Raw genomic sequence first — 25,343 nt, forward strand, 5'->3', positions numbered from 1 at the left:
TCGATCCGTTTTATTGTGATTAAACCAGTCCGAAATAATGTGAAAATTTACACTAATTTGTGATATATTTCTTTACTGAAACCAGGATCTCTTAGCATTCTGTTGATTATTAATTCAGAAAGTTCTTCTTTTGAATGCTCCATCAAAAATTGTTTCCAGTTCTGCCAATCCGTTGGTGTTTCGATCCATTTTTTTATTTTCATCATGCACCTCAATTTATTTTTTTGATCGACTGGATTGTCCCTTACTGTCCTTTTATCGCATTTTCGATAATTCGCTTCCCGATGCCGAGCACCCTACTCAATTGTCGAATGCTGCCACCAGTTTCTCGGTATATTAGCTGGATACGTTCATTTCGTTCTGCCTTTGTTAAATCCATTATTCTGGAATAGTGATTACTAGCCTTAATCAATTCTTTGATGTCCTCATCCGTGCATTTTATAAAAGTTCTTGTATCAAGACAATCATCCTGATTTTCTTCACAAGAGAACTTTTCAAAATCGATACTATTTTTAAAATAACTTTGAACGATCTCAGTATCAACCCAACTAAAAATATTTTTATATACATCGAGATATTTTTGATAGCTACTCCATATATATTTTTCTTGCGATTCTGCTACATGCGCCTTTAAAGGATTATTATGTATATATCGCGTGACTGTCAATAAATACCGTTCATCTTCTACTGGTTCACTGTTGTAGCGGTTTTGAAATAAATGGCCTGTTCTCCCATATTTTTGGTTATGATATCGGACATATCCGACCGTTATCCGCTTGACACTTACGCCCAGTTCTTCACCTTCTTTCAGGAGCAAATGCACATGATTATCCATCAAGCAATAGGCGTAGAGTTTAAATTCTCCTAATTCCCGAGCCCGTATGAGCTTTTCCATAAAGAATAGTTTGTCTTCTTCATCCATGAATATGTTTCGACTGTCTATTCCTTTTAACATCACATGATAAACGCCTGTGCTACTTTTTATTCGTGCCTGCCTTGCCATATTTTCCTCCATCCTTCATTTTTAAAAATCATATCATATTTCACTTAATGTGACAAGTGAAACGTCCCCGTGTCACTTTTTAAGAAAGGCTCTATTTTCGGTTTCGCCATAAGCCTTATCCGCTGACAGTTCTTTTGGTTTTAAACCAACTTGCGTCTCAGCCTTTTGGAGCAGCTCCTGTAACTTTTTCCCATCACCGACGTTAAATGGCGTTTGAGATGATGCCAGGATAATTTCGCTGTCTTCGTCGATGATAATATGATCTTTGTAACCTTTTTTAACCGTACCTTTTGATTTATGCGCAACTCGTGCATCCGGATCGACAATGCTCACGATCTTATCTTTTTTATTATGGATATATTGATCCAACAAGTCATAACACAGACCAAATGCTTCCAGGTATTTCTGATTGGTCTGTAATTCATCATAAGTTTTGATATAAAGTATATCCACATACTTCTGGGTGATCTCGAGATGTTTTTGCCAACTGACTTTTTCTGATTTTTCATAAGTCAGATCCAGTTCTGATTCAATCATTGCTGATATTTCAGCTGCCAGTGGTTCATTGAATTCTGCCACCGCTTGGATTACTTTGTTGAAAGCAGTTCTTGCCAGCTTTTTTATTGACGGATAATTGATATTGGCAGCCACATCGGTGGAATCAATAATAAAACGATTTGTCCGGATGAGATCTTTTTCAATGCATTTTTTAACAATTTCAGTGAAAAAGGCTTCGAAATGCTCTTCTGTCAAACGCTGAACGCGAAAGAAACTGAGTGTGGTATCATCAGGAACAGTGTCGTTGATGCCCAGATTTAAAAACCATCGGAACACAATATCTGTTTGAATTCGTTTTACAACTTCTACATCGGAAAGTCGATACAAGTATTCCAGCAGAAAAATTTTAACTAGCATGACCGGGTCTTTGGATCCCCGGCCAATTGGACTATATTGATCTTTTACCAGGTCATAAATGAATGAAAAATCAATAATTGAATTGATTTTTACCAACAGGTGATCCTTGGGAACCAACTTCTCAAAGATGATATGATCAAACATATCTAATTGCGGTCTATTTTTCTTTAGCATGGTCTGAAACCCCCTTGTATCAACGTTTTACATGATTTCTTTATACCCGTTATTGGCTATTTTAGTTGCTATTCTGGGGTAGTTGATCAATAAAGTTCGTTGTGAGATTAGAGCGAGCATATTTATTCGTGTTATTGTATAGATTTACAGGTGCCTTCGTTTTTCGGAGGTTTCACAGGCACCGTTTACTGGAAGCCAGGGACTTACTGGAGATTATCCACGCCCGTCATAAAAAGGTTTCCACGATTTTCTGTTCCCAGTTTGCCCCACTCGGCTAGTACAGCAAATTTCCTGAAGCAACTGTCGCCGATGCCATACTTGATCGGATTGTTCACAATTCACACAGCATCGAAATTCAGTATATTGACAAGGAGCATGATCGCTCCATGCGTGAACTTTACGGAATTGATTCTAAAAACAATTAACTAGCCAATTGGCACCATGCCGAAACGTTTGAAACCACTGTCCGGACTCGGTGGAACGAATCTCCGGACAGGCTGGTTTTTTCGACCGAAATATTCAATTGTCGGCACTGACGGCAATTTGGGGACAAAAAAGATGGGACTGGCTGGAGAATTCAAATTCTTCAGTGAGTTTGGATGATCGGAAACTGGCGCAACTGATTGGAAACAGACAAAAGCTGGAAACCGGAGCCGCCAGCCAAATCTTTTCCAGACAGACTTTTCCAGATTTTCCAGCCACTTCAAAAAATTAAAAAGACGACCCGAGTCCCGAAGAACCCGAATCGTCTCTATTCTCTGTTTCTAAACCATCCAGCTCAATAAGTTAAGTTGAATAAGTTAAGTGACAGGCACCGTATGTACAAGGCACCGTATGTATTCATGTATTCAGGCACCGTAAGGCACCGTATGTATTCATGTATTCAGGCACCGTATGTATTTGTATGTCCTTTATTTCGCTACTGTAAAAGTAGTGAAATTTGTTACTTTTTGTCCGCTACCGAATAATAGATTAAATGTTGAGGATGGAGCTATTGTAATAGCTTGGTTAAACTGAGTAGCAGTTAATGCTGTATCAATAACTAATGTCACTGTACCTGTTGCAGCATTAAGTGTTTGTGTTGTAGCTGTTACTTCAGTTCCTCCAACTAGTACTTTATAGTACCCTGTTATGGTTTGTGTGTCTAATGCCTTATTATAAACTACAGTAATAGTTTGATAATCTGCTGAAGATAACGTAGCTGAAACTATGGTAGGCTGAGTATTGTCATTAAATGTCTTGTCAGCTTTATATGCTTCTGCAATAACGTTGCCCGCTACATCTTTGACATTTTGAATACCAAATTCACGTAATGCTGTAGTAGCAAAAGCATTATCTTTGACTGTTAAAATAACCTTATCTTTTGTGCCATTGTAGTAAGCAGTTGCGAATACATTAGCACCATCTACTGTGTAATTACTAGGTTCAATGGCTGATGTACCCATCAATTCACTATAAACAACCGCAATTGTATTACCTGAAACTGTTGCACTAACAACTGTTGGAGCAACTGTATCTGCACCAGTTAAAGAAGCTGAAATTTCGTATATTTTTGTATTGTTATCAGCATCTTTGATCAAACCTGATGGCAAGGTAATTTTGTATGTACCATTTTCATAGGTTAGTGATGACAAGTCAATTTGTACTTTAGTCGGGTAAACAGTTGTATTTACGTTTGTTACAGTACTATCAGCTACTGTACTTTGTACATTAGATGGTGAAATCACTGTGTAATCAGTTGCTCCAGATGAATCAACTGTTACTGCTTTATCAAATGTAACCGTAACAATTTGACCAAGTGCTGTAACAGAAGATACTGCAGCAGGAGTAGTGCCTGTGATATATGAAACAGATTTAGTTACATTATCAATGGTATTTCCTGATAAATCTTTCTGTCCAGAAAAAGCATAAGCAGTTATTGTATTTGTTGTCATGGTAGGTACTTTAATTGTATATACTAATCCAGTCGTATCAACTGTAGCAGTATAATTTACTGGTGTTGCTGGGAACTCTGTAATAACAGATAATGCATTAGTATTAAGTGTTCCTACAACTCCTAATTTTTCTGAGAAAGTTACTTTAATATAATTAGCACCAGCTGCTTCTGCAGAAACTACAGTTGGTTTAGTAGTTTCTGTAGCTGAAGTTACGAATGTATAAGAAAGTTTATTTCCTTCGAAATAATTACCAGCTAAATCTTTAGCACCTTCAATTGTTACAGTATAAGTTGTATCTGCAACTAAACCTGAAGTATCTAATACAAAATTTGTACCTAAAGTTGTGGCATATGTTGGTGTTACAAAAGTGCCATCAGCTTTTGTTAATGAAACTGTTGCACCTGTTAAAGCTGAAGCTGCATTTTGAAGAGTTTCATCAAAATTAACAGTGAATGTATTAGCAGCTTTATTGTAGCCAACTAAAGTTGCGATTGGTTTTGTAGTGTCATTTACATATACAAGGGTTGCAGCTTCTTTAATAGCCACATTTCCAGTTGATTTGATAGCATCTGCTACACTGGTTGTGATAACATAATTCGTCTTATTAGTCAATGCAGTTGCTAATGTAATAGTCACTGATTTAGCATCAGTTGATAAAACTACTTTTGGTGCGGTAGTAGCATTTAATGCAGTACCATCAAGTTTATAATTTGCTTGAACCACAGATGTTATTGGATCAACTGTAGTATTAAAGTCAATTTTTAATGTTGTAAGGTTAATAGCAGTTACAGAAGTAACCTTAGGTACTAACACCAAGTTAGCCTGAGCAGCGACAATATTTGCGGTTGCTGCATCAACTTCTGATTGAAGATTATCTTCATCAACAACATTAGCATTTACAACTGCTTGATAAGCTGTCCAGCTAGCTGCTGTATAATCAGCTTGCGTTACTGCTGCCAAAGCTGCTTCATAAGCTGTTAAGTCAGCTGCATTCTTAACAATTTCAACTGTAATAGCTTCTAATCGTAAGAATTGACCATCTGTTCCCAGTTGTTCGCCATTTTTAAATGGTCCAACATCACCTACGTTTTGAACGTGTCCGGTGTATACTACTGAGTAATCTTCTAATTGAACGCCTTCGTCGTCAACTAAAGAAATTTTAATTGCTTCGATTTGTTGGCTTTTGCCTTCAGTACCAGCAAATGCACCATCTTGAACTGGATCCATCCAGCCAACATTTTGTACATGTACTTGGTATTCGATATGAGCTCCTGCTGGAACATCACCGTTTAATTGAATCCAGAAGCCTTCAAGTCTAAGACTTTGACCTTCTGTTCCCAATTCTGTTGGACCTTGAATCCAGGTACCATCAAGTGGATAGTTACCTACGTTTTGAATGTGTCCACGGTATTCAACGCCAACATCTGTTGTTGCAGCTGTTTTAGCACTGAATAAACCTAAAAACGATTCCCATGCTGATACTTCTTTTTCAGCAGCGAATACGCTTGAGGAAAATACCATGGAAAGCATTAACAATGTTGTTAAAATGCTAACTGTAATCTTCTTCATACTTTGTTTCCTCCGTTGTTAAATTTTGGGTTTTTTTATCCGGAAGTTCCAGCAATAACTTACGCTAGTCGCCTAGAAATTCCAGAGCTTATTCTTGCTCCATATTTGTGTTCTGGATTTACTGTTCGAACTGTCCCTCTTTCCTCCTTCCTAATTTTTAGCTATGCAAATCATCATCTTCGTTTGAAAAGTCCGGTCTGCCAATACAATTGAACGGTAAACCTAGAAAGAGCGTTCTTGTATGATTCTACACCTTCTTATGATGTTTTGCAATAAATATCGTTGTTTTTTGAATAAAAAACGAAATTTTTACGTTTCAAATCCGAAACAATAATGTCTTCTACTCACATTTTTGACACATTCTAATATTTTATTTTTACAATGTATCCAATGCTTTCAATTCTGGCCAAATCAACTGCGTTTCTGCAGATAAACTTACTTTTAATATATTTACTTCGATGACAGCGATCAGCTCCTTTCGGGATTAACTTCACATTGGCGTTTTTGGTTTTTTGGCTCTACGGTTGGTTAACGCCTGACTAGAGGGTTTTATTGCATTGGATTTTAAGTTTTTTTATTTTTTTTAGTGGGTGGCTGGTCGCACATGAATTGCTGCGATGCCCGGGCGTGACACGGGGACATTTCGCCTTTCATCCCGATGGGCTGACAGGTGTAACGTCCCCTTTTCACACCCTACCTGCAACGTCCCCAAGTCACGCCCTATTGTGCGGGTTCTTCGGGAAGCTGTTCTGCTTCTTCTTCGGCTGGAGCTTCCGGGGTGATTGGGGTGGGTTCGCTTAAGGGGGTTTTTTCTTCGCTTAGCGGGGTTTTCTCTTCGTCAATCGCTTCGGTTTCTTTTTCCGGCGGAGTTACCTCTGGTTCGGCCGGGGTTGGGGGTTCTGTGATTGTTTGATCCGGGATGGCCGGGGTTTCAATCACAGCCGGTTCGACTGGTTCAGTTTCCATCATGGCGCCATTGGTATCACCAGACGTTTCGGTGGTGGTCGCTGGTGTTGTCACGGCCGGGGTTTCCTCGGTGGTGACCGGTTTGGCCAGGTCTTTGGTTTCTTTTTCCGGCGCATCCACGGTTATCACCTTGGTGAGATCCACGGCTTTTTCTTTGGATACGGCCAGTAAATCGGTGAGTGACATCGCCGCCAGGCTTTCCATGGTCAGCGAGCTGTCGGCGACAATCAGTTCTTTCATGACGTTAAGTTTACCGGTGGAAACATTGTATTGTTCGGCTTCAGTCACGGTCTGGCTATCCGGAGTAACGGATTGCCGCACGACGGTCGCCGCGACGTTTTCGGCGGTGGCGCTGTCTTTAATCACCTGATTCAGGGATGTTGCCAGATTATCGGCTTTGGCCGTGCTCTGATTTTCGACGGTCACCATGACCACACTGCTATCCCCATCGAGATAGCCGTTTTTAATCATGGTGGTGACGATCACGCCGACTGAGTCTTCCAGGTTGGACTGGCTGAAGTTTTCCTCATCAAGCAACTGCTGAACATCCTGATCATAGGCTTTGACCGAAAGGATCTGTTTGTGCTTGTTGGTGACAATCTCCACGCTCTGGTTGGCGTCCAGGGCAATAATACTCTCGGGGGTATTAAATTCCACAAACCAGGTGGATACACAGAATAGCATCACCAGACATCCGGCCACGGCTGCGGAGATGGGTTTAAAGTATCGCGGCATCTTTGCATGCTTAGGACCTGGTGTCTTCTGCCTGGTAATGTAGTCGTGCTCAGTCATTTTGACAACCGGCATGGCTGCCAGTTTTTCAAAGTCCAGACTGGGAGCCTGGCTGATACTCCGGGCCAGCGAGGCTTCTATATTCAATTTTTTATGATAGCTCATTATAACACCTCCTGTTCGATGAGATATTTTTTCAATTTTTTTAGTCCCCGATGATATTTAGACAAAACGGTGGATAATTTCATATCCAGACTTTTGGCGATTTCCCGGTGGGTAAAGCCGGAAATAGCATGTAAAAGGATAATTTCGGTTTCTTCGCTGCTGAGGATTTTGAGGGCAGTCTGGAGTACCAGTTGGTCTTCCTGATCACTGACGTAGGAAAAATTTAAGTCATTTTCCATATCGGTGATTTCGATGCTGTCGTTTTTCTGTCTGATTCTGATTTTGCTGATTGACAGATTCCGGGCAATGGTAAAAACCCAGGCCATCGGTTTGCCCATGGGTTGGTAGAGATGAGCGGCCGCCCGGATCTTTAAATAGGTATCCTGAACGACATCCAGCGCGTCATCATGATTCTTGACGGTAGATAAAACAAACGCATAGACGGTTCGTTCCGTCAGGCGGTAAAATTCTTCAAATGCAGCCATATCGTTTTCGGCAATCCGGGTAAATATGGCTTCATCGATATTCAGTTTTTGTTTTTCCTCGCTGCCAGCGTTATTCAGTACCACCATACTCAGGAATAGATTCATCAGGTATAACCCCCAACATTATATTAACGTTCAATAGTAACGTTTTATTGCATAGTTTTTATTTTTTATTTTCACAGAGATGCCCGGGTGTGACATGGGGACGCGACGGATGTCATCCCATGGGACGACACACGTAACGTCCCCATGTCACCCCCTACTTCTGGTGCGCACTCTATTATCGTCTATTTTTCAGCAAATGGCAAGGTGTGGCATCTGCTGTGCCGGATTATTTTTAGCTTTTTTTTATTTTGGGCGGTTTTCTTCTTTATTATTATAACATAAGGGAGCTGTCAAATTGGTGGTTTAATTGTTTATTAAGATTTAAGATAAGGATGAATTTTTATCTCCGGGGGGCCAAGGTTTATAGGTGACTTTTTTTTATTGACGTGATAGAATGTAGCTATTATGGGAATATAATCTATATCAGGTTTTTATGTACACGATATCAACGATAGAACACGATGTCTTGGGATAATTTATTTTTGGAGGAATATTTAATATGGAAAAGAAATTAAGCTACACCGTCGATGAACTCATTGATTTACATGTCTTGCAGCAATTTCAGGATAGTTTTGCAAAAGCTTTGGGGATGGCCAGTGTTTCAGTTGATAACGTCAAGGGAACCATTACCGAGCCCAGTAATTTTACAGACTTTTGTATGAAATACACCCGCGGATCCACCGAGGGTAATAAACGTTGTATCGCCTGTGATATCGACGGTGGCAAGAAATCTGGAAACACCGGTAAACCAGCGGTTTATTCCTGTCATGCTGGACTGGTGGATTTTGCCGCCCCGATCATTGTCGATGGTCAGCAGATTGGCGCTATTCTTGGTGGCCAGGTGCTGGATGCGCCGCCAGATGAGGACAAGTTCCGCAGAATCGCCCGGGAAATTGGCGTTGATGAAGATGAATACATTGCAGCCTTACGGAAAATAACCGTTGTGCCCCGGGAAAAGATCAATGCGGCGGCGGATATGCTTTATGTTTTTGCCAACTCGATTTCAAAAATGGGTCACCACAACCGCTTGCTGGTTCATGAAACAGAAAACTTCCAGGATATTTCGGAGAATATGTTTGAAAATATCGGCATCGTAACGGATGTTGTCAATAATTTCTCGATTCAGATTGAGCAATTGATCAAGGCTTCGGACGAACTGTTGGAATCTTCCACCATTTCCAAGAATAAGGTCAAGGAAACAGATTCCATTCTCAAATTTATTCGGGACGTTGCCACCCAGACTAATCTGCTGGGACTCAATGCGGCCATTGAAGCCACCCGAGCTGGCGAATTTGGTCGGGGCTTTAACGTAGTTGCGGATGAGGTCCGCAAGCTGGCGGTAATGAGTGTGGACTCAGCCAAGAAAATTGAGAGCATTCTTGACAGCATTGTCGTGAGCATGAACTCGGTGGAATCTCAGGCGGCCAAATCCTACAAGATCATTGGTGAGCATCAGGCTGCCATGAGCGAAATCAATGAAAAACTGGCTTTGCTCAACCAAATCTCAGATAAACTGAAGGTTGAGATTAATAATCTTAGAGCCAATCTTTACTAAGTTTGATAAGGCGGGAGAACCCGCCTTTTTTTTATGTCTGAAATACTGCGATGCCCGGGCATGACATGGGGACGCCCTATCTTTTGGCATCTTTTTTGTTTCTTTTCCATTTAAATGGTGTGAAACTATTTTTTTGAAAGGAGATTGAGTAATGCGATGAAGATGATTTTAGATGGTTTGCCGCGGGTCTTTGCGGTGCTGGGATCGGTGTTGGGTTTTCTACTGGGTGGGTTTGACGGGTATTTGTATACTCTGGTTGGCTTTATTCTGATTGATTACCTAACGGGTCTGAGTCTGGCGGTGGCCCGGCGGCAGGTATCCAGTGAAATTGGCTTTGTGGGGATTATGAAGAAAATGCTGATCTTTGTAATGGTGGCGATGGGCCACCTGCTGGATCAGAATCTGCTGGGTGGTGGAGCCACCCTGCGGACGGCGGTGATTTTCTTTTATGCGGCCAATGAAGGGATCAGTATTACCGAAAATCTGGGGAGTCTGGGTTTTCCGATTCCAGCCAAGCTGAAGCAGGTGCTGGAGCAGTTAAGAGAGGAGAATTAGATGTGTATGAATGATGAACAGCTTACGGCGCATTTTAACCGGCAGGAGTTTGTTTGCTGTTGTGAGGGAAGTTATTGTGACGGGTTTCCGGCAGAAATGAACCGGGAACTGGTGGGGCGGATGGAGGCCGTCCGGATGTTTCTGGATTCGCCCATTATTGTGACCTCCGGGGTCCGCTGTCCAATCCGGAATGAGGAGGTCGGCGGTATTCCCCATTCCCGCCATCTGGTGGGTGACGCGGCGGACTGCTATGCCCCGGGATTCTCGGTTTATGAGCTGGCCGATGTGGCCACCGCCGCCGGGCTGGGGGTGATTGTGTATGAGGATGAAGGGTTTTGCCATTTGGAGATTTAGCTGCGCACCCTATTATTTTTTATGGCACCTTTTTCCCAAATGTTCCATTTATAAGTATAACCGATGAAAGGAGGTACACACAATGCCAGTAACAACTGATTTTATTAGCAATAAACTGCAGGTTCGTTCGAACTATGGGATGGTGGATGGTAAAGAAGTGACTAAGTCCAAGACTTATGCAAATCTGAAAGCAACTGCCGTCAATGATGATATTTATGCTGTGGCTGAAGCGCTTGCAGGTTTGCAGGCTCCTGCCATGGAAGAAGTATTCAAAATTGAAACCACCCTATTGATTCCCGGTGTCTAGTACACCGCCAAAATATTAAAGAAGGAGGTAAAAAAATATGGCAGAAATTAAAGCAGCCATGGTCTTTCAACGGGCTGATGGTAAAAACGCGACTATTTCGGTATCGGATGCTGATCCGGCTGTGACTCAGGCGGAACTCAACACGGCGATGGATAATATCCTGGCCCGTAATGTGTTTGCACCTGACAATGTCGAGCTGGTGAAAAAGGTCAGCGGCAAGCTGATCAGCACCACAACCCAGGATTTTGAGATGACGGTGTAGATGATGAGGCGGGGGTTGACCCCCGCTTTTTTTATACCCTAATCAAACGTTTGTTCGGAAAACTGTTGATAATTGAATTTGAATGATGTATAATAAACAAAAGAACTGATGTTCTATTTTATTGAAAGAGGTGACAATATGGAAAATAATGAAATGATTCTTTTGGTTCGGGGTGCCCAGCAAAGGGATCCCCGCTGTCAATTGGCGTTGATTGAGAGCTTTCGGCCGTTGATGCTGGCGATGATCCGCCGTTATATTTATCAGACGGATGCGGTTGATGACTATTTGAGTGAGGCCGCCATTGTTCTGCTTAACTCGGTGGAAGCTTATAATGAAAATCTCGGTGTTCCCTTTTCCGGCTATTTGAAGAAAGAACTATTTTATTATTTTGTCAATGTGGCCAAGGTTCATCAGAACTTCACCTCGCTGGATCTTTCAACTAACGATGGCGAAGCGTTTTCACTACTGGATACTCTGGCCGATACGACTGATATCGAGGGTGATTACGTCCGGGCTGAGGACCTGTCGGCGTTGCAGATGTACCTGCCCCGTCTCCGCGAACGACAGCGCTGGATTATTGATGAACATTACCTTAAAAACCGCAGTTTCCGGGAAATTGCGGCCAGCATTGGGGTCAGCTCCAACAGCCTGGTCAAACTACATCGCCGGGCGATTGCTGATTTGCGCAAGTATTTTGGATTGGATCTGGTTAATTAATAAAAGGGCCAGCGCACAAGGGGACGGTTCTTTTGTGTCTTCTATTGAAACTAATTTGGTTGACACAAGAAAAACCGTCCCCTAGTGCTCTGCCCTATCGGCTTTTGAGGTCTTCGGCGATCTGGTTGAGTTTTTTGAGACGGTGATAGACGCCGGACTTTCCGACGGGGGGATCCAGGCGTTCACCCAGTTCTTTGATGCTGGCGTCGGGATAGTTTAATCGCAGTTCGGCAATGTCATAGAGATTTCGGGGGAGATTCTTTAAGCCAAACTGGTCTTTAATCAGCATGATATCGGCGACCTGATCATAGGCGGCGGCAATGGTTTTATTGAGATTGGCGGTTTCGCAATTGACCTGACGGTTGACGTCGTTGCGGACTTCCTTGACGATCCGGATGTTTTCCATTTCCAGCAGACCCCGGTGGGCGCCGATGACGCTGAGAAAGTCGGACACTGAGGCACCTTCTTTGAGGTACAGCACCCAGTGGGCCTTGCGGTGGATCAGGTTTGACTTGATCTCGTACTGATCAAGGATGGTTTTAATGCTTTGCAGATAGGCGCACTGCTCAACCCCGGCGACCGGGTTACGGTCGCTTTTTTTTTCGACTTTTTTAGCTTGGGGCATTTTCTTGCCGACCAGCTCCAAATGGTAAGTTTTTTCGGGATTGGATACTGATCCACAGCCGAGAAAGGCGCCACGGATATAGGCTTTGGTCTGATTTTGCTGCTTTTTGAATTTCTCAGGCACCTGATTGGCAAAAAATGCCTGGCCACTGGCGTTGTAGCTTAAAATCTGACAGTCTTCCAAAATTATTTTTGCTGTCCACGGTTCTTCAACCACCACTCGGTAGGCCCGGTGTTCTTTGAATTTTCGGGTTTTTTCGATTTTTATTTTTGGTTTAATCTGATACAGCGTTTTGATCAGCTGGTAACAACGGGCGACCACGGCGGGGTTTTCGGTTTTGACGCTGATCGTCATGGCGCCGGCTTCATTAACACTGATGGTAGCCACGGCACCAATCATCCCGGACAGTTCGGCCCGCTGACAGGCTCGGGAACCGAAGGGAAGCTTGGAAAGATCTTTTTTAAGAATGGCTGAGAATGTCATTGCTGCTCCTTTCTGCGCACAAGGGGACGGTTCTTTTGTGCACTTTTGTTGAAATATTTAGGAAAGCACAAGAAGAACCGTCCCCTAGTGCTCAGTCCATCCTACCATTCGCTTTTTTCTCTACTTGACATAGGTTTCGAAGATACGGCGGGCCAGCAGGTCGGCGTCGTGGCGGACAAAGCCGTTTTCCATGACGACGTAGTCGTCCAGGATGTACTCATATTGTTCGATGGGGTTTCTGATTTCAACCACGTTGGCGTCGCATTTTTTATATTTTTCTTCGATGCTTTTGGGCAGATTACCGGTGTTGGCGACCACGTAATCAAAAATTCGGCCTTCGGCCTGATCGAGATGATTCTCGATGGCCCGGATATGATCCTCCTGGGTGTAACCGTCAGTTTCTCCGGGTTGGGTCATAATATTGCAGATGTAAAAACGTCTGGCGCGACTGTCAAAAATGGCTCTGGCTACATCCTTCACCAGCAGGTTGGGAATCACACTGGTATACAGGCTACCGGGTCCGAGGACAATCATATCGGCATTTTTGATGGCTTCGATGGTTTCGGGCAGGGGTTTGGTGTCATCCTGTTTTAAAAATATCTGGGTGATTGGGCTCTGCTGGGCCAATGCCGCCTGGGGAATGGAAGATTCACCTTCGATTATTTGGCCGTTTTTCAGGGTTGCCATCAGCACCATCTGGGACAGGGTGACGGGCAGCACTTCCCCTTTGATCTGCAGCACATCGGAAGTGCGTCTGACAGCGTCATAAAAATCGTGACTGATGCCGTTCATGGCGGCCAGAAAGAGATTCCCAAAACTCTGCCCTGCCATGGGGCCGCCGGGAAAACGATAATTAAAGAGCTCCTGCATAACATTTTCATCATCAGCCAGGGCCAGGATACAGCTTCTGATATCGCCCGGGGGTAGAATACCCAATTCTTCTCGCAGTTTTCCTGAGCCGCCGCCGTCATCGCCTACGGTGACTATAGCAGTGAGATTATTGGTATATTTCTTTAATCCGCGGAGAATTACCGATAAACCGGTGCCGCCGCCGATGGCGACGACCTTGGGATTTCTCACTTTCACGATATCTTTCAAGGTAAACTCCCTTATATATTCTTTCATATCCATGGAATCACATCCTTTATGTTTGTTTCTTTCGCACAGTCGCACATGGGGACGAGTCGCACATGGGGACGGTTCTTTTGTGCTCTTTTATTGAAATATTTTAGAAAGCACAAGAAAAACCGTCCCCCTGTGCTCCACCATAACGTTATATTTGCACTAACTAGTGGTCCAGGCGGTTTCTTTTGATGTCCCGGTGTTTGATGGTGGTTTCGTAGCCTTTTTCTTTAAGGGCTTTGTTTAACAGACAGGCATAGGTGACCGATCGGTGCTGACCACCGGTGCAGCCGATGGCAATTTCGACAGTATTTTTGGACACCTTGGCAAATTGGGGAATCACAAATTCCAGTAAATCCAGTAGTTTATCGTAGAAGATCTGGGCTTCCCGGAAAGACATCACATAATCTCTGACGGGTTGATCTTCGCCAGTTAGATTTCTCAGTTCCTGTTTATAGAAAGGATTGGGCAGAAATCGGACATCAAAAACAAAATCTGCACCCATGGGACTGGCATATTTAAAACCGAAAGAATAGATTTTTACTTTTGGTTTGGAATGATCACGATCGATTTCAACAATTTTTTCCAGCTGTTCTTTGAGTTCATTGACCTTTATATCCGAGGTATCAATGACCTCATCGGCCATTTCTCTGAAATGTTCCAGACTTATTCGTTCCTGTCTTATGGCTTCGATGAGGTTGCTGGTGGAATCGGTCAACGGATGATCGCGCCGGGTTTCCTGATACCGGGATACCAGCACCTCGTCTCGGGCGTTTAAAAAGATCAGTTTGATATCATCTTTGGCAGCCTTATATTCGGCCAGGGGTATATCCTTGCCATCCAGAAATACATCGCCCCGGACATCAGTTACCAGGGCTATTTTTTCTATTTCGGTGGCTGATTGCTGGCAAAGATTGATGAAAGTCAAAATGAGTTGCGGCGGGATATTATCGACGCAGAAATAGCCCAGATCTTCGAGGATTTGGATAGCCTGGGATTTGCCTGCTCCGGACATACCGGTGATAATGATGATTTTCATGGGGGTCTCCTATTCTGCGATGTTGATGATGCGGCTGATGGGGATGCCGGCGGCTTTGATGGTTTCTGGGGTGTTGCGCATATCACCCAGGGCATGGATGTTGTGAGCGTCACTATTGATGGCAAAACTGACCGGATATTTCATGGCGACTTTTATTTCGTCGGCGTTTAAATGATGGTGGCGGGGGTTGATTTCCAGAATTACACCGTGTTCAGCAGCGGCTTTTGCCACTGGTTCGATATTGATCGGCATTTTGTCCCCGGGATGGGTGATCAGCTTGATATCGTTGTGTTCCATCATTTTTATATAGGTTCGGGTGTTCATTTCCACCACTGTTTTTCTAAGAAAGGGTAGCACCCGGGCCGCGTAATTGGGAATGGCAAAAACAAAGATGTCTTTGATACTGGCGGGGATATAACCGTAATGATACCCGGCTGAGATCCAGTCACAATATTGCTTTTCTTCTTCTTTAATATCAATATTACCTTCAGCCCCGGTGATGTTGGATTCGACCGAGAGGTAGATGTCGATGTCGTCATATTTCTGATTCAGAGCATCAATCTCAGCCCGCATTTTGGCAAAGTTCTTTTTTCTGACCCCAAACATCGGATGACTCCGGCCGTGATCAGAAATGGTGATGGCGGCAAGACCGATTTTGCGGGCCTGCTCCACCATTTCGGCGATAGTATTTTTGCCGTGACTATAGGTTGTGTGGGTGTGCATATCGTGTGTTATTTTCATAACTGATTAGTCGTTGCCGATGACGATGACTTCGGTTTTGAGATCGACGCCAAACTGGTCTTTGACGGCTGACTGGATAGCGCCGATGAGGTTTAAAATATCCGCGGCAGTGGCGCCGCCTTTATTGATAACAAAGCCGCTGTGTTTTTCGGACACCTGGGCGCCGCCGATGGAATGACCTTTAAAACCGGCGTCTTGAACCAGTTTTCCGGCATAATAGCCCACCGGTCGGCGAAAGGTACTGCCGGCGCTGGGATATTCCAACGGCTGTTTTGTCTGTCGCTGAGTATTCAAATCCAGCATTTTGGCCTGGATTGCCTGGTAATCGCCATTTTCTAGAATCAGTTCGACGCTGACCAGCACCCAGTTGTGTTGTTGCAGGATGCTGGATCGGTAACCAAAATGGCACTGGTCGGCGGAAATCGTTTTTAAACTGCCATCTTCGGTGATGACGGTGATGCTTTTAATGACATGTTTCATTTCGCCGTCGTAGGCGCCGGCGTTCATCGTGACGGCTCCACCGAGGCTACCGGGAATGCCGGAGGCAAATTCCAGACCGGTAAGTTTTTGTTCCAATGCCACATTGGCCAGATCTTTAAGGCTGATCCCCGGTTCGGCAATCAGCGTTTCCCCTACCGTTTTAACCTGATTCAAGGCTTTGGTATTGATGATGATGCCGTTATAACCGTTGTCCCGGACGATCAGGTTGCTACCGTTGCCCATAATATAAAGCGGTTTCTCGGATTCTTTACAGATTTCCAGTACCTTTTGCAGCTCTTCCCGGCTCTGAGGCTTTAAAAAAAGGTCTGCCGGACCGCCAACCTTGAAAGATGTATGGTTTTTCATGGGTTCATTTTCTTTTATATTTTCTGTGGCCATTACGGCTTCAAGTTTTTTGATTATATTATTCATATTACTTCCTAACTGTTATTTTGAGCACCGGGTACTCTAATTTTAATGATAAGGTTTGGTTCATCATACCATTATTTATTAAGATTCGCCACAAAAAAAGGCCCTGGAGGGGTCTTTTTAAGAATCTTTAATTCTATTCGGCGACGGCGCAGAGGGTGGCGATGCAGACCTGAGCGGCTCCGGCTTCGAGGAGGGTGGCACTGGTTTCGGCCAGGGTGGCACCGGTGGTAAGGACGTCATCCACCAGCAGGACGGTTTTATTTTGAATGTACTCAATGGTTTCGACATTAAAAGCGCCGGTAAGATTGCAAAGCCGTTCTTCCCGGCCCTGGCCGATCTGATGGGGTGTGTCCCGACTGCGAATCAGGATATCAGTAACTATAGCAGGCACTCTGGAATGCTTCTGACTTAAACCTTGTTGAATGCCCTCGGCGATCTTTTCGCTCTGGTTATAGCCCCGTTCTTCGAGCCGGTGCGGGTGCAGGGGCACGGGGATGATCAGATCCACATGATTGATCCACTGATACTTTGCGATGGCCTCCCCCATTTGGGTGCCGACCCAGATGCCCAGGTGAGGGCGGTCTTTGAACTTGATGGCATGAACCAGTTTTTTGCCGGAGTCTTCATAATTCAGATGGGTATAGCCGACCGCAAAGGGGAGGTTGAGTTTGGCACAGGGGCTGCAGACCTCACGATTGGCCCGAAAAATAGGGCGTCCACACTGGACACAGGTGGGCGTGCTGATGATTGGGAGATCGTCTTCACATTGATGGCACAAAAATCGGTCCGTTGCAAAAAGAACCTTACCACAGATGGGGCAGGTGCCGTTTTTCAGGAAGAGGTTGTTTTCAAGGAAGGTCAGGAGGGCTTGTTTCAGGTTCATGGTTACCTCACAGGACCGCACAAGGGGACGGTTCTTTTGTGCATTATTTATTGGAATGATCAGGAAAGCACAAGAAAAACCGTCCCCTAGTGCTACAGCGTTATGTTACTTTATACCATTGGGTGGTTGATGTAGGTGATGATGCGGTCGCGGAGGGCGGTTTGGCGGTTTTGGGATTCGGTGGATTTGATCATTTGCCGGAAGACATACTGGTTGCCCATCAGGATCAGCAGTTTTTTGGCCCGGGTGACGGCGGTATACAGGAGCTTGCGGTTGAGAAACAGCGGTGGGCCACCGACGATGGGCATGACCACCACCGGAAATTCACTGCCCTGGCTTTTGTGGACCGTCATGGCGTAGGCGTGGGTAATTTCGTCCATCTGATCAAAGTCGTAGGTCACCCGCTTGCCATCATTAAAGAGAATGGCAAATGATTTTTCGCGGCTACTGATGTTTTCGAGAATGCCGATATCACCGTTATAGATCCCTTCGCCCTGTTCCATCGACAGGGTATCTTCCCACTTGATGCGGTAGTTGTTTTTGATCTGCATCACCTTATCACCCTCGCGGTAAATCACCATTCCAAACTCCCGCTGGGCCCGGTCTTCCCGGGGCGGATTGAGCACCGCCTGGAGTTCCCGGTTCAGATTGATTACCCCGACCTTGCCATTTTTCATCGGCGAGATCACCTGGATGTCGTGGATGCTGTCAAACCCCTTAGCGATCGGCAGTCGATTGGTAACCAGTTCCAGAATATCCCGCAGCAGCTTATCGCCGTCGTTTTTATTGAGGAATAAAAAGTCTGACTCATTGTTGATGTCGGGCATTTGTCCGTGGTTGATTTCAAAGGCGTTGACGGAAATCATGCTTTCTTCCGATTGGCGGTAGATCCGGTCCAGGCTTAGCACCTTGACCGCCCCGCTTTCGATAATATCTTTAAGAACATTCCCGGGGCCGACGGAGGGTAGCTGATCGGCATCTCCCACCATGATCAGTCGGGTACCAGGCTGGACAGCCATTAAGAGGCTATCCATCAGCAAAATATCAATCATCGAGGATTCATCAACTATGATGGCATCGACGTCCAGCGGATTGGTTTCGTCCTTGCTGAAACTGGGGAAGTCATCGTCCTGGCTGTATTCGTATTCCAGCAGGCGATGGATGGTTTTGGCTTCGTTACCGGTGGTTTCGGTGATCCGCTTGGCCGCCCGGCCGGTGGGGGCCGCCAGAACGGTTTTCAGGCCCAGATCTTTGAAAATCCGAACGATTCCATTGATAATGGTGGTTTTGCCGGTGCCTGGTCCGCCGGTGATGATGATCACCCCGTTATCCATGGCGGCGGCAATGGCTTCACGCTGTTTATTATCCAGGGTAATTGACATGTCGCGTTCGTAGTTTTTGATCTTGGCATCGATGTTGATGTCGGCAATTTTATAGCTCATCTGACTGATCCGGGCCATCGCCAGAGCGGCATTGTCTTCGGCTTCGTAGAGGTTTCGGGGATAGTAAACCCGCTGATCGTCGACCTCCTCGCTGATGATTCGTCCCTGCAGTACCAGTTCGCCCAATTGAGCATTGATCTCGTCTTCGGCCACCCCTAAAATCCGGGCGCTGGTCTGGATCAGTTCGTTTTCGGTCATATAGGTATTACCGCGATTATAACATTCGCCCAGTGAATAGTTGATCCCGGCCAGAATCCGGCCGGGACTGTTCTCTTCAAAGCCCAGATGGTTGGCAATCTGGTCGGCTATTTTAAAACCGATGCCCCGAATATCATCAATCATCTGATAGGGATTATTCAGCAGCACCGAAATGGTGTCAAACTTATAGGTCTTGTAGAGCTTCATCGCCCAGTTGGCGGAGATGCCATAGTCCTGGATCTGGATCATAATCTGCCGGACTTCCCGCTGTTCATGGTACACTTCTTTGATGCCTTCCAGCGTTTTCTTGCCGATACCTTTGATCTCGGATAAGCGTTCGGGATTGTTATCCAGGATATCCAGGGTTTCTTCACCAAAACGAGCGACGATGGCTTTGGCGGTTTTTTCACCGATCCCGGGCAGGATACCGGATGACAGATAGCGGATGATCCCCTCGGTGGAGGTGGGAATTTCCATGGCATAGGATTCCATACTGAACTGGTCCCCATAGTTTTTATGCTCGGTCCAATAGCCGGTAAGTTTGAGGTATTCGCCGTGGTTCAGTTCGTCGAAATTACCGACTACCGTAACCAAATCACCGTCGATATCAAATTGAGCTACCGTGTAGCCGTTGTTGCTATTTCTAAAGACGATGTGCTCCACCGTTCCCTTAATGCTTTCCATGCTTTGCTCCTGTTATTTGAATTATGGTTTTATTATAGCACAAAAAAAGACCCATTATTGGGCCTTTTTTTGTTTATCTTTGTTATTTAAATCTTATTTGGCTTTTACTGAATTAAACCAATTTTGGTTTAACTGAGTATTTTGTATGCAGGATATGGTGAGCTTTGTGGCTGTTTGGTTCTTCCAAGTATTCTTCGTAAAGACGAATAACGGAAGGATTCTGGTGAGATTTACGGTAGGTTAATACATTGGCATCTTCGTCATAAAGAGCTTTTGCTCGTTCAACGCGGATATCAACATCCATCTTATCTTTTGCAGATACGATTGGTTGTCCACCACCATTGACACAGCCGCCTGGGCAGGCCATCAATTCGATGAAGTGGGTATCAGCCAGTTCACCAGCTTTAAGCATTTCCATGACTTCGCGGATATTTGATCCACCATGAGCGACCATCAGATTTACTTTTAAATCTGGAGTTACATCAACGCTGGCTTTTTTGATGCCGTCAACACCACGAACCACTTGGTATTCAATTTCTTGAATGTCTTTTTTGTTTAATACGTCCGCAACTGTTCTGACAGCCGCTTCCATAACACCACCGGTAGCTCCGAAGATTACGGCTGCACCTGTGGATTCACCATAGTAATCATCAAAGTCTTCATCTGGTAATTTATTAAACAGGATACGCGCTTCTTTGATCATACGTGCCAGTTCTCGAGTGGTAATGGAAATATCTACATCGGCGTTACCGTCGGTACATAATTCTTCTCGCTGAACTTCGTATTTTTTAGCGGTACAAGGCATGATTGAAACAACAACCATATCTTTAGGATCAATGCCATTTGCCTGAGCATAATGGTTTTTCAGTAAAGCACCAGTGATGTTTTGTGGTGATTTACAGCTTGACAGATGAGGAATCGCTTCTGGATAGTAGGTTTCAATAAATTTAATCCAACCTGGTGAACAGGATGTAATCATTGGTAGAACGCCACCGCCGGTTACACGACCAATTAGTTCGGTTCCTTCTTCCATAATACAAACGTCAGCACCGAAATCGGTATCGAATACTTTATCAAATCCCAATCTTCTCAGCGCAGCTGCCATTTTACCGGTAACTGATGTTCCCATTGGGTATCCGAATTCTTCACCTAAACCGGCACGAACAGCTGGAGCTGTTTGAACGATAACAGTTTTTGAAGGATCTGCAATGGCATCCCAAACGCGTTGAATATCAGATTTTTCTTTTAATGCGCCAACAGGACAGTTGATAATACATTGTCCACAGTTGATACAGCCAACTTCTGCCAGTGATTTGTTAAATACTGGTTGTACCTGTGATGTAAAGCCCCGGCCAACGCTGCCAAGTACGGCTACACTTTGAACGTTTGTACATACGGAAACACAACGCTTGCAAAGAATACATTTGGTTTCGTCGCGGACTACTGATGTCGACATATCATCAATTAATGTTCCTGATTTTTCGCCTTCGAAAGGAATATCAGAAATGCCCAGATCAGTTGCTAGTGTCTGCAGTTCACAGTTTTCGCTACGAATACAGGTTGTACATTCGCGGTTATGGTTTGAAAGGATCAGTTCAAGATTAACACGACGTGCTTTTCTGGCTGCTGGAGAGTTTGTTAATACTTCGATGCCATTGGCAACTGGGTAAACACAAGCTGCCTGTAAGGCTCTAGCTCCGGCAATTTCAACAACACACATCCGACATGCACCAATCTCGTTAACATCTTTCAGGTAACAGAGAGTTGGGATATCGATGTTGTTCATTCTGGCAGCTTCTAAAATGGTTGTTCCTTCAGGAACAGTCATTTCCTGACCGTTTATTTTAAATGTTACTTCTTTCATTATTCTAATGACCTCCTAAATTAACCCTTGGAAATGGAGCCAAATGGACAGGCTTCAATACAGGCACCACATTTAATACATTTTGCGGTATCAATGGTGTATGGTTTTTTCTTTTCACCAGTAATTGCGTCTGCAGGACATTTTTTAGCACAGATTCCGCAACCTTTACAGGTATCGGGATTAATTGTGAAGTCTAACAGATGTTTACATACGCCGGCTGGACATTTTTTATCATTGATATGTGCTTCATATTCGTCTCTGAAGTAACGAATGGTTGAAAGAACAGGGTTTGGAGCAGTTTGTCCCAATCCACAAAGAGCTGAAGCTTTGATGCCTACGGCCAGTTCTTCTAATCGTTCGATGTCGCCTTCAATCCCTTTACCGTCACAGATACGTTCCAGAATTTCTAACATTCTCTTGGTACCGATACGGCAAGGAGGGCACTTACCACAGGATTCGTCCTGAGTAAAGTCAAGGAAGAAACGGGCAACGTCAACCATACAGTTGTCTTCATCCATTACGATCAAACCACCGGAGCCCATCATGGAGCCAATAGCGATCAGGTTATCATAATCAATTTTTGTATCTAATAAAGAAGCAGGGATACATCCGCCTGATGGTCCACCGGTTTGAGCAGCTTTGAAAGCTTTACCGTTTGGAATACCACCACCGATTTCAAAAACGATTTCTCGCAGGGTTGTACCCATTGGGATTTCAAGAAGACCGGTGTTGTTGATTTTTCCACCAAGTGCGAATACTTTTGTTCCTTTAGATTTTTCGGTTCCTACTGATGCAAACCATTCTGCGCCTTTTAAGATAATGGCTGGAATGTTTGCATATGTTTCAACGTTATTTAAAACGGTTGGTTTTCCAAATAAACCCTTGTTAGCTGGGAATGGTGGACGTGGACGCGGTTCACCACGTTTACCTTCGATAGAGTTCATTAATGCTGTTTCTTCACCACATACGAAAGCACCAGCACCTAAACGAATTTCAAGGTCAAAGGAGAAATCAGTATCAAAGATATTTTCGCCTAATAAACCATATTCTTTTGCCTGGTCAATCGCAATTTGGAGACGGTGTACAGCGATTGGGTATTCAGCCCGAACATATACATAACCTTTAGAAGCGCCAACTGCAAAACCGGCAATCGCCATTGCTTCGATTAATGCATGAGGATCTCCTTCTAATACAGATCGATCCATGAACGCGCCAGGGTCACCCTCATCTGCGTTACATGCTACGTATTTGATGCCATCTTCGGATACAGCGTCATGGGCAAACTGCCATTTAAGACCGGTTGGGAATCCTCCGCCCCCACGACCGCGAAGACCGGAAGCTTTAACTTCATTAATAACGTCAACTGGTGTCATGGTTAACAGTACTTTTTCAAGTGCCATGTAACCGTCAAAGCCAATGTATTCATCAATGTTTTCTGGGTTAATAACGCCACAATTTGCTAAAGCAATACGTTTTTGTTTTTTGAAGAATCCTAATTCGTTGATTGAAAGTGGATGATGTCCATCACCTTTTTCGGTGTAGATCAGTCGATCCAATGGACGACCTTTGACAAGGTGTTCTTCAACCATTTCAGGGATATCTGAAGCTTCAACACGGCTGTAGAATGTACCTTCTGGGTAAATAATAACAACGGGTCCCAGTTCACACAAACCGAAACAACCGGTTGCCACAACTTCAACTTCATCAAGTATATCGTGTTTTACAAGTTCTTTTTTTAATTCTTTTACCAATATCATGGATCCTGAGGACGTACATCCTGTACCACCACAAATCAGTATCTGCGAACGTTTATATGCCATCTGCTCTTCTCCTCCTCAATTAACCCTTAACCGTTGGATCAATGACTTTACCATCAACTATTGTCATGGTATATTCACTGACCACTTTGCCTTGAGCCAAGTGTTCATCTACAACTCGTGCAACCTTTTCAGCGGTCATATGCACGTAGGTTACTTTTTCATTGTTGGCATCGTAAACTTCTACAATTGGTTCTAATCGACATGATCCGATACATCCGGTTTGAGCAACAGTAACGTCGACTAAACCTTTTGCATCCACTTCTTCCATCAGTTTAACCATGACTGGTCGTGCGCCGGCTGCGATACCACAGGTTGCCATTCCTACTACAACGCGGTAACCATTTTTGCCGTGTCGTAAATTGATTTCGTTTAATTTCTTTTCACGAATCGCTTTTAGTTCTGCTAAGGACTTTGCCATAAATTTTTTCCTCCATAATTTCTTCGAGACCTTCCTGTACGAATTCCCGGATCCAGTTAAGAATGTCCGGTTCGTTTAAAGATTCTACATCGAGGATCTCTTTAATTTCACGTGTATTAAAAACAAATAGTTGGTTATTGTAGTCGTGTTCATAGAAAAGATCAGTCTCCCCAAAAGACATTACCATAGTGAGGATCGTATCTGCCATGTTCCCCAGAGGGGCCCGGTCGATATGATCGCGCATGAAGTTTCCAACCACCTTTGTTCCGACATCTGGGGTTGAGCTTATCTCGAAAAATCCGCCGCATGCTTCCGCTGCTGCTTTGAATAGGGATAAACCCAGACCAACCCTTCGGGTTGTTCGGGTCGTCACAAAAGGATCAGTGATATTTTGAAGCCGGTCAGCCGGTATTCCGCACCCGTCATCTTCAATGATAATGGTGAGTTCATTGTTTGCCAAGGATTCAATAATCACTAATTTAACAAGCTTTGCTTGTGCTCTGATGGAATTCTGAGTAATATCCAATATGTGAAGGGACAATTCTTTCATAACTGTTAACTAAAATTTTTCTAGGATTCCTGGAATTTCATCTACGGTCAAACGTCCAAATACTTCTTCGTTAATCATCATTACTGGAGCTAAACCACAGGCGCCAACACATCGTGTTGCATCAACTGACCATTTTCCATCTTCAGTTGTATCGCCAACTTGTGTTCCCAGAACGCTGTTAACTTTGTCGATAATTGGTTGGGCGCCTCTAACATAACAAGCGGTTCCCAAACAGATACCAATTTTGAATTTCCCTTTTGGTTTAAGTGTAAATTGTGAATAAAATGTTGCCACACCATAGACTTCAGTCAAGGGAATCCCTAACTCATCTGCGATGGTTCCTTGTAGTTCAAGTGGTAAGTAGCCGTACTTAAGCTGTGTTTCTTGCAGGATCTGCATTAAACAACCTGGTACTTCTCTGTGCTCGGCGACTATTGCCTTTACTACGTCCAAATTTTCAACTGGTATTAATTCAGCCAATTTTCAAACCTCCTAATTAAATCGTGCAAACCTTTACGCTTTGATTGCATATTTTCTAACGAGGTCATTATAACACATAACGAAATCTTTCGTTATATTAATAACAGATAAATTTTTTACTCTATTTGCCCGTTATTTTAATGAAAACCTTTAACTTTTTCGATTTTTGAAGTAAAATTTCTACCCATTTGTTTTTTCTGCGCAGAAAGTGTAATAATTTTACACAAAAAAAACAGGTACTTCGAAAAATACCTGTAAAGTTCACGGCTAACTACCGTACC

The 25,343-nt window shown here is 44.0% G+C and carries 25 protein-coding genes; 7 read left to right on the forward strand and 18 right to left on the reverse strand.

All coding sequences use genetic code 11. The features are described 5' to 3' along the window. Positions 1 to 47 precede the first annotated feature (47 nt). The 3 genes from ABGU93_RS05565 to ABGU93_RS05575 all read right to left on the reverse strand — a co-directional run bounded on the left by ABGU93_RS05565 (position 48) and on the right by ABGU93_RS05575 (position 2,092). Entirely contained in the window at positions 48 to 203 is a 156-nt protein-coding gene (locus tag ABGU93_RS05565; protein ID WP_347412494.1) for a hypothetical protein, read from the reverse strand. A gap of 41 nt (positions 204 to 244) precedes the next feature. Beyond that, complete coding sequence (locus ABGU93_RS05570) at positions 245 to 1,003, reverse strand: transposase (RefSeq protein WP_347412495.1); 759 nt, start codon at positions 1,001 to 1,003, stop codon at positions 245 to 247. Between the two features lie 72 nt (positions 1,004 to 1,075). Beyond that, positions 1,076 to 2,092, reverse strand: a complete 1,017-nt coding sequence (locus ABGU93_RS05575; protein ID WP_347412496.1) for a transposase — start codon at positions 2,090 to 2,092, stop codon at positions 1,076 to 1,078. Between the two features lie 475 nt (positions 2,093 to 2,567). On the opposite strand from ABGU93_RS05575, the gene ABGU93_RS05580 reads away from it, so the two are divergent. Beyond that, positions 2,568 to 2,807 carry a hypothetical protein gene (locus ABGU93_RS05580; protein ID WP_347412497.1) on the forward strand — a complete coding sequence of 80 codons (240 nt, stop codon included), beginning with the start codon at positions 2,568 to 2,570 and terminating at the stop codon, positions 2,805 to 2,807. Between the two features lie 196 nt (positions 2,808 to 3,003). On the opposite strand, the gene ABGU93_RS05585 is transcribed toward ABGU93_RS05580, so the two are convergent. The 3 genes from ABGU93_RS05585 to ABGU93_RS05595 all read right to left on the reverse strand — a co-directional run bounded on the left by ABGU93_RS05585 (position 3,004) and on the right by ABGU93_RS05595 (position 8,051). Further along, on the reverse strand, positions 3,004 to 5,598 hold the full coding sequence (locus ABGU93_RS05585; RefSeq protein ID WP_347412498.1) for an Ig-like domain-containing protein: 2,595 nt from the start codon (positions 5,596 to 5,598) through the stop codon (positions 3,004 to 3,006). A 720-nt stretch (positions 5,599 to 6,318) separates the two neighbouring features. Then, complete coding sequence (locus ABGU93_RS05590) at positions 6,319 to 7,461, reverse strand: hypothetical protein (protein ID WP_347412499.1); 1,143 nt, start codon at positions 7,459 to 7,461, stop codon at positions 6,319 to 6,321. Further along, a complete protein-coding gene (locus ABGU93_RS05595; RefSeq protein WP_347412500.1) occupies positions 7,461 to 8,051 on the reverse strand; it encodes an RNA polymerase sigma factor in 591 nt (196 codons plus the stop codon). The genes ABGU93_RS05590 and ABGU93_RS05595 overlap by 1 nt, the downstream gene beginning before the upstream one ends. A gap of 499 nt (positions 8,052 to 8,550) precedes the next feature. On the opposite strand from ABGU93_RS05595, the gene ABGU93_RS05600 reads away from it, so the two are divergent. The 6 genes from ABGU93_RS05600 to ABGU93_RS05625 all read left to right on the forward strand — a co-directional run bounded on the left by ABGU93_RS05600 (position 8,551) and on the right by ABGU93_RS05625 (position 11,801). Next, positions 8,551 to 9,606: a PocR ligand-binding domain-containing protein gene (locus tag ABGU93_RS05600; RefSeq protein WP_347412501.1), complete on the forward strand. Its 1,056-nt coding sequence runs from the start codon at positions 8,551 to 8,553 to the stop codon at positions 9,604 to 9,606. Positions 9,607 to 9,762: 156 nt separating this feature from the next. Then, positions 9,763 to 10,161, forward strand: a complete 399-nt coding sequence (locus ABGU93_RS05605; RefSeq protein ID WP_347412502.1) for a phage holin family protein — start codon at positions 9,763 to 9,765, stop codon at positions 10,159 to 10,161. Continuing rightward, the gene (locus ABGU93_RS05610; protein WP_347412503.1) at positions 10,162 to 10,515 is read left to right on the forward strand and encodes a D-Ala-D-Ala carboxypeptidase family metallohydrolase; all 354 of its coding nucleotides are present in this window, start codon (positions 10,162 to 10,164) and stop codon (positions 10,513 to 10,515) included. Between the two features lie 82 nt (positions 10,516 to 10,597). Then, positions 10,598 to 10,822 (forward strand): DUF1659 domain-containing protein, encoded by a 225-nt coding sequence (locus ABGU93_RS05615; protein WP_347412504.1) that lies wholly within the window; start codon positions 10,598 to 10,600, stop codon positions 10,820 to 10,822. 37 nt (positions 10,823 to 10,859) lie between these two features. Beyond that, complete coding sequence (locus ABGU93_RS05620) at positions 10,860 to 11,084, forward strand: DUF2922 domain-containing protein (RefSeq protein ID WP_347412505.1); 225 nt, start codon at positions 10,860 to 10,862, stop codon at positions 11,082 to 11,084. A gap of 138 nt (positions 11,085 to 11,222) precedes the next feature. Then, positions 11,223 to 11,801 carry a sigma-70 family RNA polymerase sigma factor gene (locus tag ABGU93_RS05625; RefSeq protein ID WP_347412506.1) on the forward strand — a complete coding sequence of 193 codons (579 nt, stop codon included), beginning with the start codon at positions 11,223 to 11,225 and terminating at the stop codon, positions 11,799 to 11,801. 94 nt (positions 11,802 to 11,895) lie between these two features. On the opposite strand, the gene whiA is transcribed toward ABGU93_RS05625, so the two are convergent. From whiA to ABGU93_RS05685, 12 genes are all read right to left on the reverse strand, one after another. Then, a complete protein-coding gene (whiA, locus tag ABGU93_RS05630; RefSeq protein WP_347412507.1) occupies positions 11,896 to 12,909 on the reverse strand; it encodes a DNA-binding protein WhiA in 1,014 nt (337 codons plus the stop codon). 120 nt (positions 12,910 to 13,029) lie between these two features. Further along, positions 13,030 to 14,040 carry a gluconeogenesis factor YvcK family protein gene (locus ABGU93_RS05635; RefSeq protein WP_347412508.1) on the reverse strand — a complete coding sequence of 337 codons (1,011 nt, stop codon included), beginning with the start codon at positions 14,038 to 14,040 and terminating at the stop codon, positions 13,030 to 13,032. Positions 14,041 to 14,197: 157 nt separating this feature from the next. Continuing rightward, positions 14,198 to 15,070 carry an RNase adapter RapZ gene (rapZ, locus tag ABGU93_RS05640; protein WP_347412509.1) on the reverse strand — a complete coding sequence of 291 codons (873 nt, stop codon included), beginning with the start codon at positions 15,068 to 15,070 and terminating at the stop codon, positions 14,198 to 14,200. 9 nt (positions 15,071 to 15,079) lie between these two features. Then, positions 15,080 to 15,811 (reverse strand): PHP domain-containing protein, encoded by a 732-nt coding sequence (locus tag ABGU93_RS05645; protein WP_347412510.1) that lies wholly within the window; start codon positions 15,809 to 15,811, stop codon positions 15,080 to 15,082. A 6-nt stretch (positions 15,812 to 15,817) separates the two neighbouring features. Beyond that, positions 15,818 to 16,723, reverse strand: a complete 906-nt coding sequence (gene murB / locus ABGU93_RS05650) for a UDP-N-acetylmuramate dehydrogenase (protein WP_347412511.1) — start codon at positions 16,721 to 16,723, stop codon at positions 15,818 to 15,820. Positions 16,724 to 16,856: 133 nt separating this feature from the next. Then, on the reverse strand, positions 16,857 to 17,606 hold the full coding sequence (locus ABGU93_RS05655) for a double zinc ribbon domain-containing protein (RefSeq protein WP_347412512.1): 750 nt from the start codon (positions 17,604 to 17,606) through the stop codon (positions 16,857 to 16,859). 110 nt (positions 17,607 to 17,716) lie between these two features. Continuing rightward, positions 17,717 to 19,930 carry an ATP-dependent RecD-like DNA helicase gene (locus ABGU93_RS05660; protein ID WP_347412513.1) on the reverse strand — a complete coding sequence of 738 codons (2,214 nt, stop codon included), beginning with the start codon at positions 19,928 to 19,930 and terminating at the stop codon, positions 17,717 to 17,719. Positions 19,931 to 20,042: 112 nt separating this feature from the next. Further along, positions 20,043 to 21,794: an NADH-dependent [FeFe] hydrogenase, group A6 gene (locus ABGU93_RS05665; protein ID WP_347412514.1), complete on the reverse strand. Its 1,752-nt coding sequence runs from the start codon at positions 21,792 to 21,794 to the stop codon at positions 20,043 to 20,045. 20 nt (positions 21,795 to 21,814) lie between these two features. After that, on the reverse strand, positions 21,815 to 23,614 hold the full coding sequence (gene nuoF / locus ABGU93_RS05670; RefSeq protein WP_347412515.1) for an NADH-quinone oxidoreductase subunit NuoF: 1,800 nt from the start codon (positions 23,612 to 23,614) through the stop codon (positions 21,815 to 21,817). A 19-nt stretch (positions 23,615 to 23,633) separates the two neighbouring features. After that, complete coding sequence (locus tag ABGU93_RS05675) at positions 23,634 to 24,032, reverse strand: (2Fe-2S) ferredoxin domain-containing protein (RefSeq protein ID WP_347412516.1); 399 nt, start codon at positions 24,030 to 24,032, stop codon at positions 23,634 to 23,636. Beyond that, a complete protein-coding gene (locus ABGU93_RS05680) occupies positions 23,995 to 24,582 on the reverse strand; it encodes an ATP-binding protein (RefSeq protein ID WP_347412517.1) in 588 nt (195 codons plus the stop codon). The genes ABGU93_RS05675 and ABGU93_RS05680 overlap by 38 nt, the downstream gene beginning before the upstream one ends. A gap of 9 nt (positions 24,583 to 24,591) precedes the next feature. Continuing rightward, positions 24,592 to 25,062 (reverse strand): NAD(P)H-dependent oxidoreductase subunit E, encoded by a 471-nt coding sequence (locus ABGU93_RS05685; protein ID WP_347412518.1) that lies wholly within the window; start codon positions 25,060 to 25,062, stop codon positions 24,592 to 24,594. Positions 25,063 to 25,343 lie beyond the last annotated feature (281 nt).

The organism is Acetobacterium sp. (genome assembly GCF_039830195.1).
In the GTDB taxonomy this organism is placed as follows: Bacteria; Bacillota; Clostridia; order Eubacteriales; family Eubacteriaceae; genus Acetobacterium.

Coding starts and splice junctions, on each gene's coding strand:
- ABGU93_RS05595 (WP_347412500.1), bottom strand. CDS start 8,051: ATGAATCTATTCCTGAGTATGGTGGTACTGAATAACGCTGGCAGCGAG.
- ABGU93_RS05660 (WP_347412513.1), bottom strand. CDS start 19,930: ATGGAAAGCATTAAGGGAACGGTGGAGCACATCGTCTTTAGAAATAGC.
- ABGU93_RS05615 (WP_347412504.1), top strand. CDS start 10,598: ATGCCAGTAACAACTGATTTTATTAGCAATAAACTGCAGGTTCGTTCG.
- ABGU93_RS05675 (WP_347412516.1), bottom strand. CDS start 24,032: ATGGCAAAGTCCTTAGCAGAACTAAAAGCGATTCGTGAAAAGAAATTA.
- ABGU93_RS05585 (WP_347412498.1), bottom strand. CDS start 5,598: ATGAAGAAGATTACAGTTAGCATTTTAACAACATTGTTAATGCTTTCC.
- ABGU93_RS05570 (WP_347412495.1), bottom strand. CDS start 1,003: ATGGCAAGGCAGGCACGAATAAAAAGTAGCACAGGCGTTTATCATGTG.
- whiA (WP_347412507.1), bottom strand. CDS start 12,909: ATGACATTCTCAGCCATTCTTAAAAAAGATCTTTCCAAGCTTCCCTTC.
- ABGU93_RS05605 (WP_347412502.1), top strand. CDS start 9,763: ATGAAGATGATTTTAGATGGTTTGCCGCGGGTCTTTGCGGTGCTGGGA.
- ABGU93_RS05635 (WP_347412508.1), bottom strand. CDS start 14,040: ATGGATATGAAAGAATATATAAGGGAGTTTACCTTGAAAGATATCGTG.
- ABGU93_RS05610 (WP_347412503.1), top strand. CDS start 10,162: ATGTGTATGAATGATGAACAGCTTACGGCGCATTTTAACCGGCAGGAG.
- ABGU93_RS05625 (WP_347412506.1), top strand. CDS start 11,223: ATGGAAAATAATGAAATGATTCTTTTGGTTCGGGGTGCCCAGCAAAGG.
- ABGU93_RS05565 (WP_347412494.1), bottom strand. CDS start 203: ATGAAAATAAAAAAATGGATCGAAACACCAACGGATTGGCAGAACTGG.
- ABGU93_RS05665 (WP_347412514.1), bottom strand. CDS start 21,794: ATGAAAGAAGTAACATTTAAAATAAACGGTCAGGAAATGACTGTTCCT.
- ABGU93_RS05655 (WP_347412512.1), bottom strand. CDS start 17,606: ATGAACCTGAAACAAGCCCTCCTGACCTTCCTTGAAAACAACCTCTTC.
- nuoF (WP_347412515.1), bottom strand. CDS start 23,614: ATGGCATATAAACGTTCGCAGATACTGATTTGTGGTGGTACAGGATGT.
- ABGU93_RS05620 (WP_347412505.1), top strand. CDS start 10,860: ATGGCAGAAATTAAAGCAGCCATGGTCTTTCAACGGGCTGATGGTAAA.
- murB (WP_347412511.1), bottom strand. CDS start 16,723: ATGAATAATATAATCAAAAAACTTGAAGCCGTAATGGCCACAGAAAAT.
- ABGU93_RS05590 (WP_347412499.1), bottom strand. CDS start 7,461: ATGAGCTATCATAAAAAATTGAATATAGAAGCCTCGCTGGCCCGGAGT.
- ABGU93_RS05645 (WP_347412510.1), bottom strand. CDS start 15,811: ATGAAAATAACACACGATATGCACACCCACACAACCTATAGTCACGGC.
- ABGU93_RS05575 (WP_347412496.1), bottom strand. CDS start 2,092: ATGCTAAAGAAAAATAGACCGCAATTAGATATGTTTGATCATATCATC.
- ABGU93_RS05600 (WP_347412501.1), top strand. CDS start 8,551: ATGGAAAAGAAATTAAGCTACACCGTCGATGAACTCATTGATTTACAT.
- rapZ (WP_347412509.1), bottom strand. CDS start 15,070: ATGAAAATCATCATTATCACCGGTATGTCCGGAGCAGGCAAATCCCAG.
- ABGU93_RS05680 (WP_347412517.1), bottom strand. CDS start 24,582: ATGAAAGAATTGTCCCTTCACATATTGGATATTACTCAGAATTCCATC.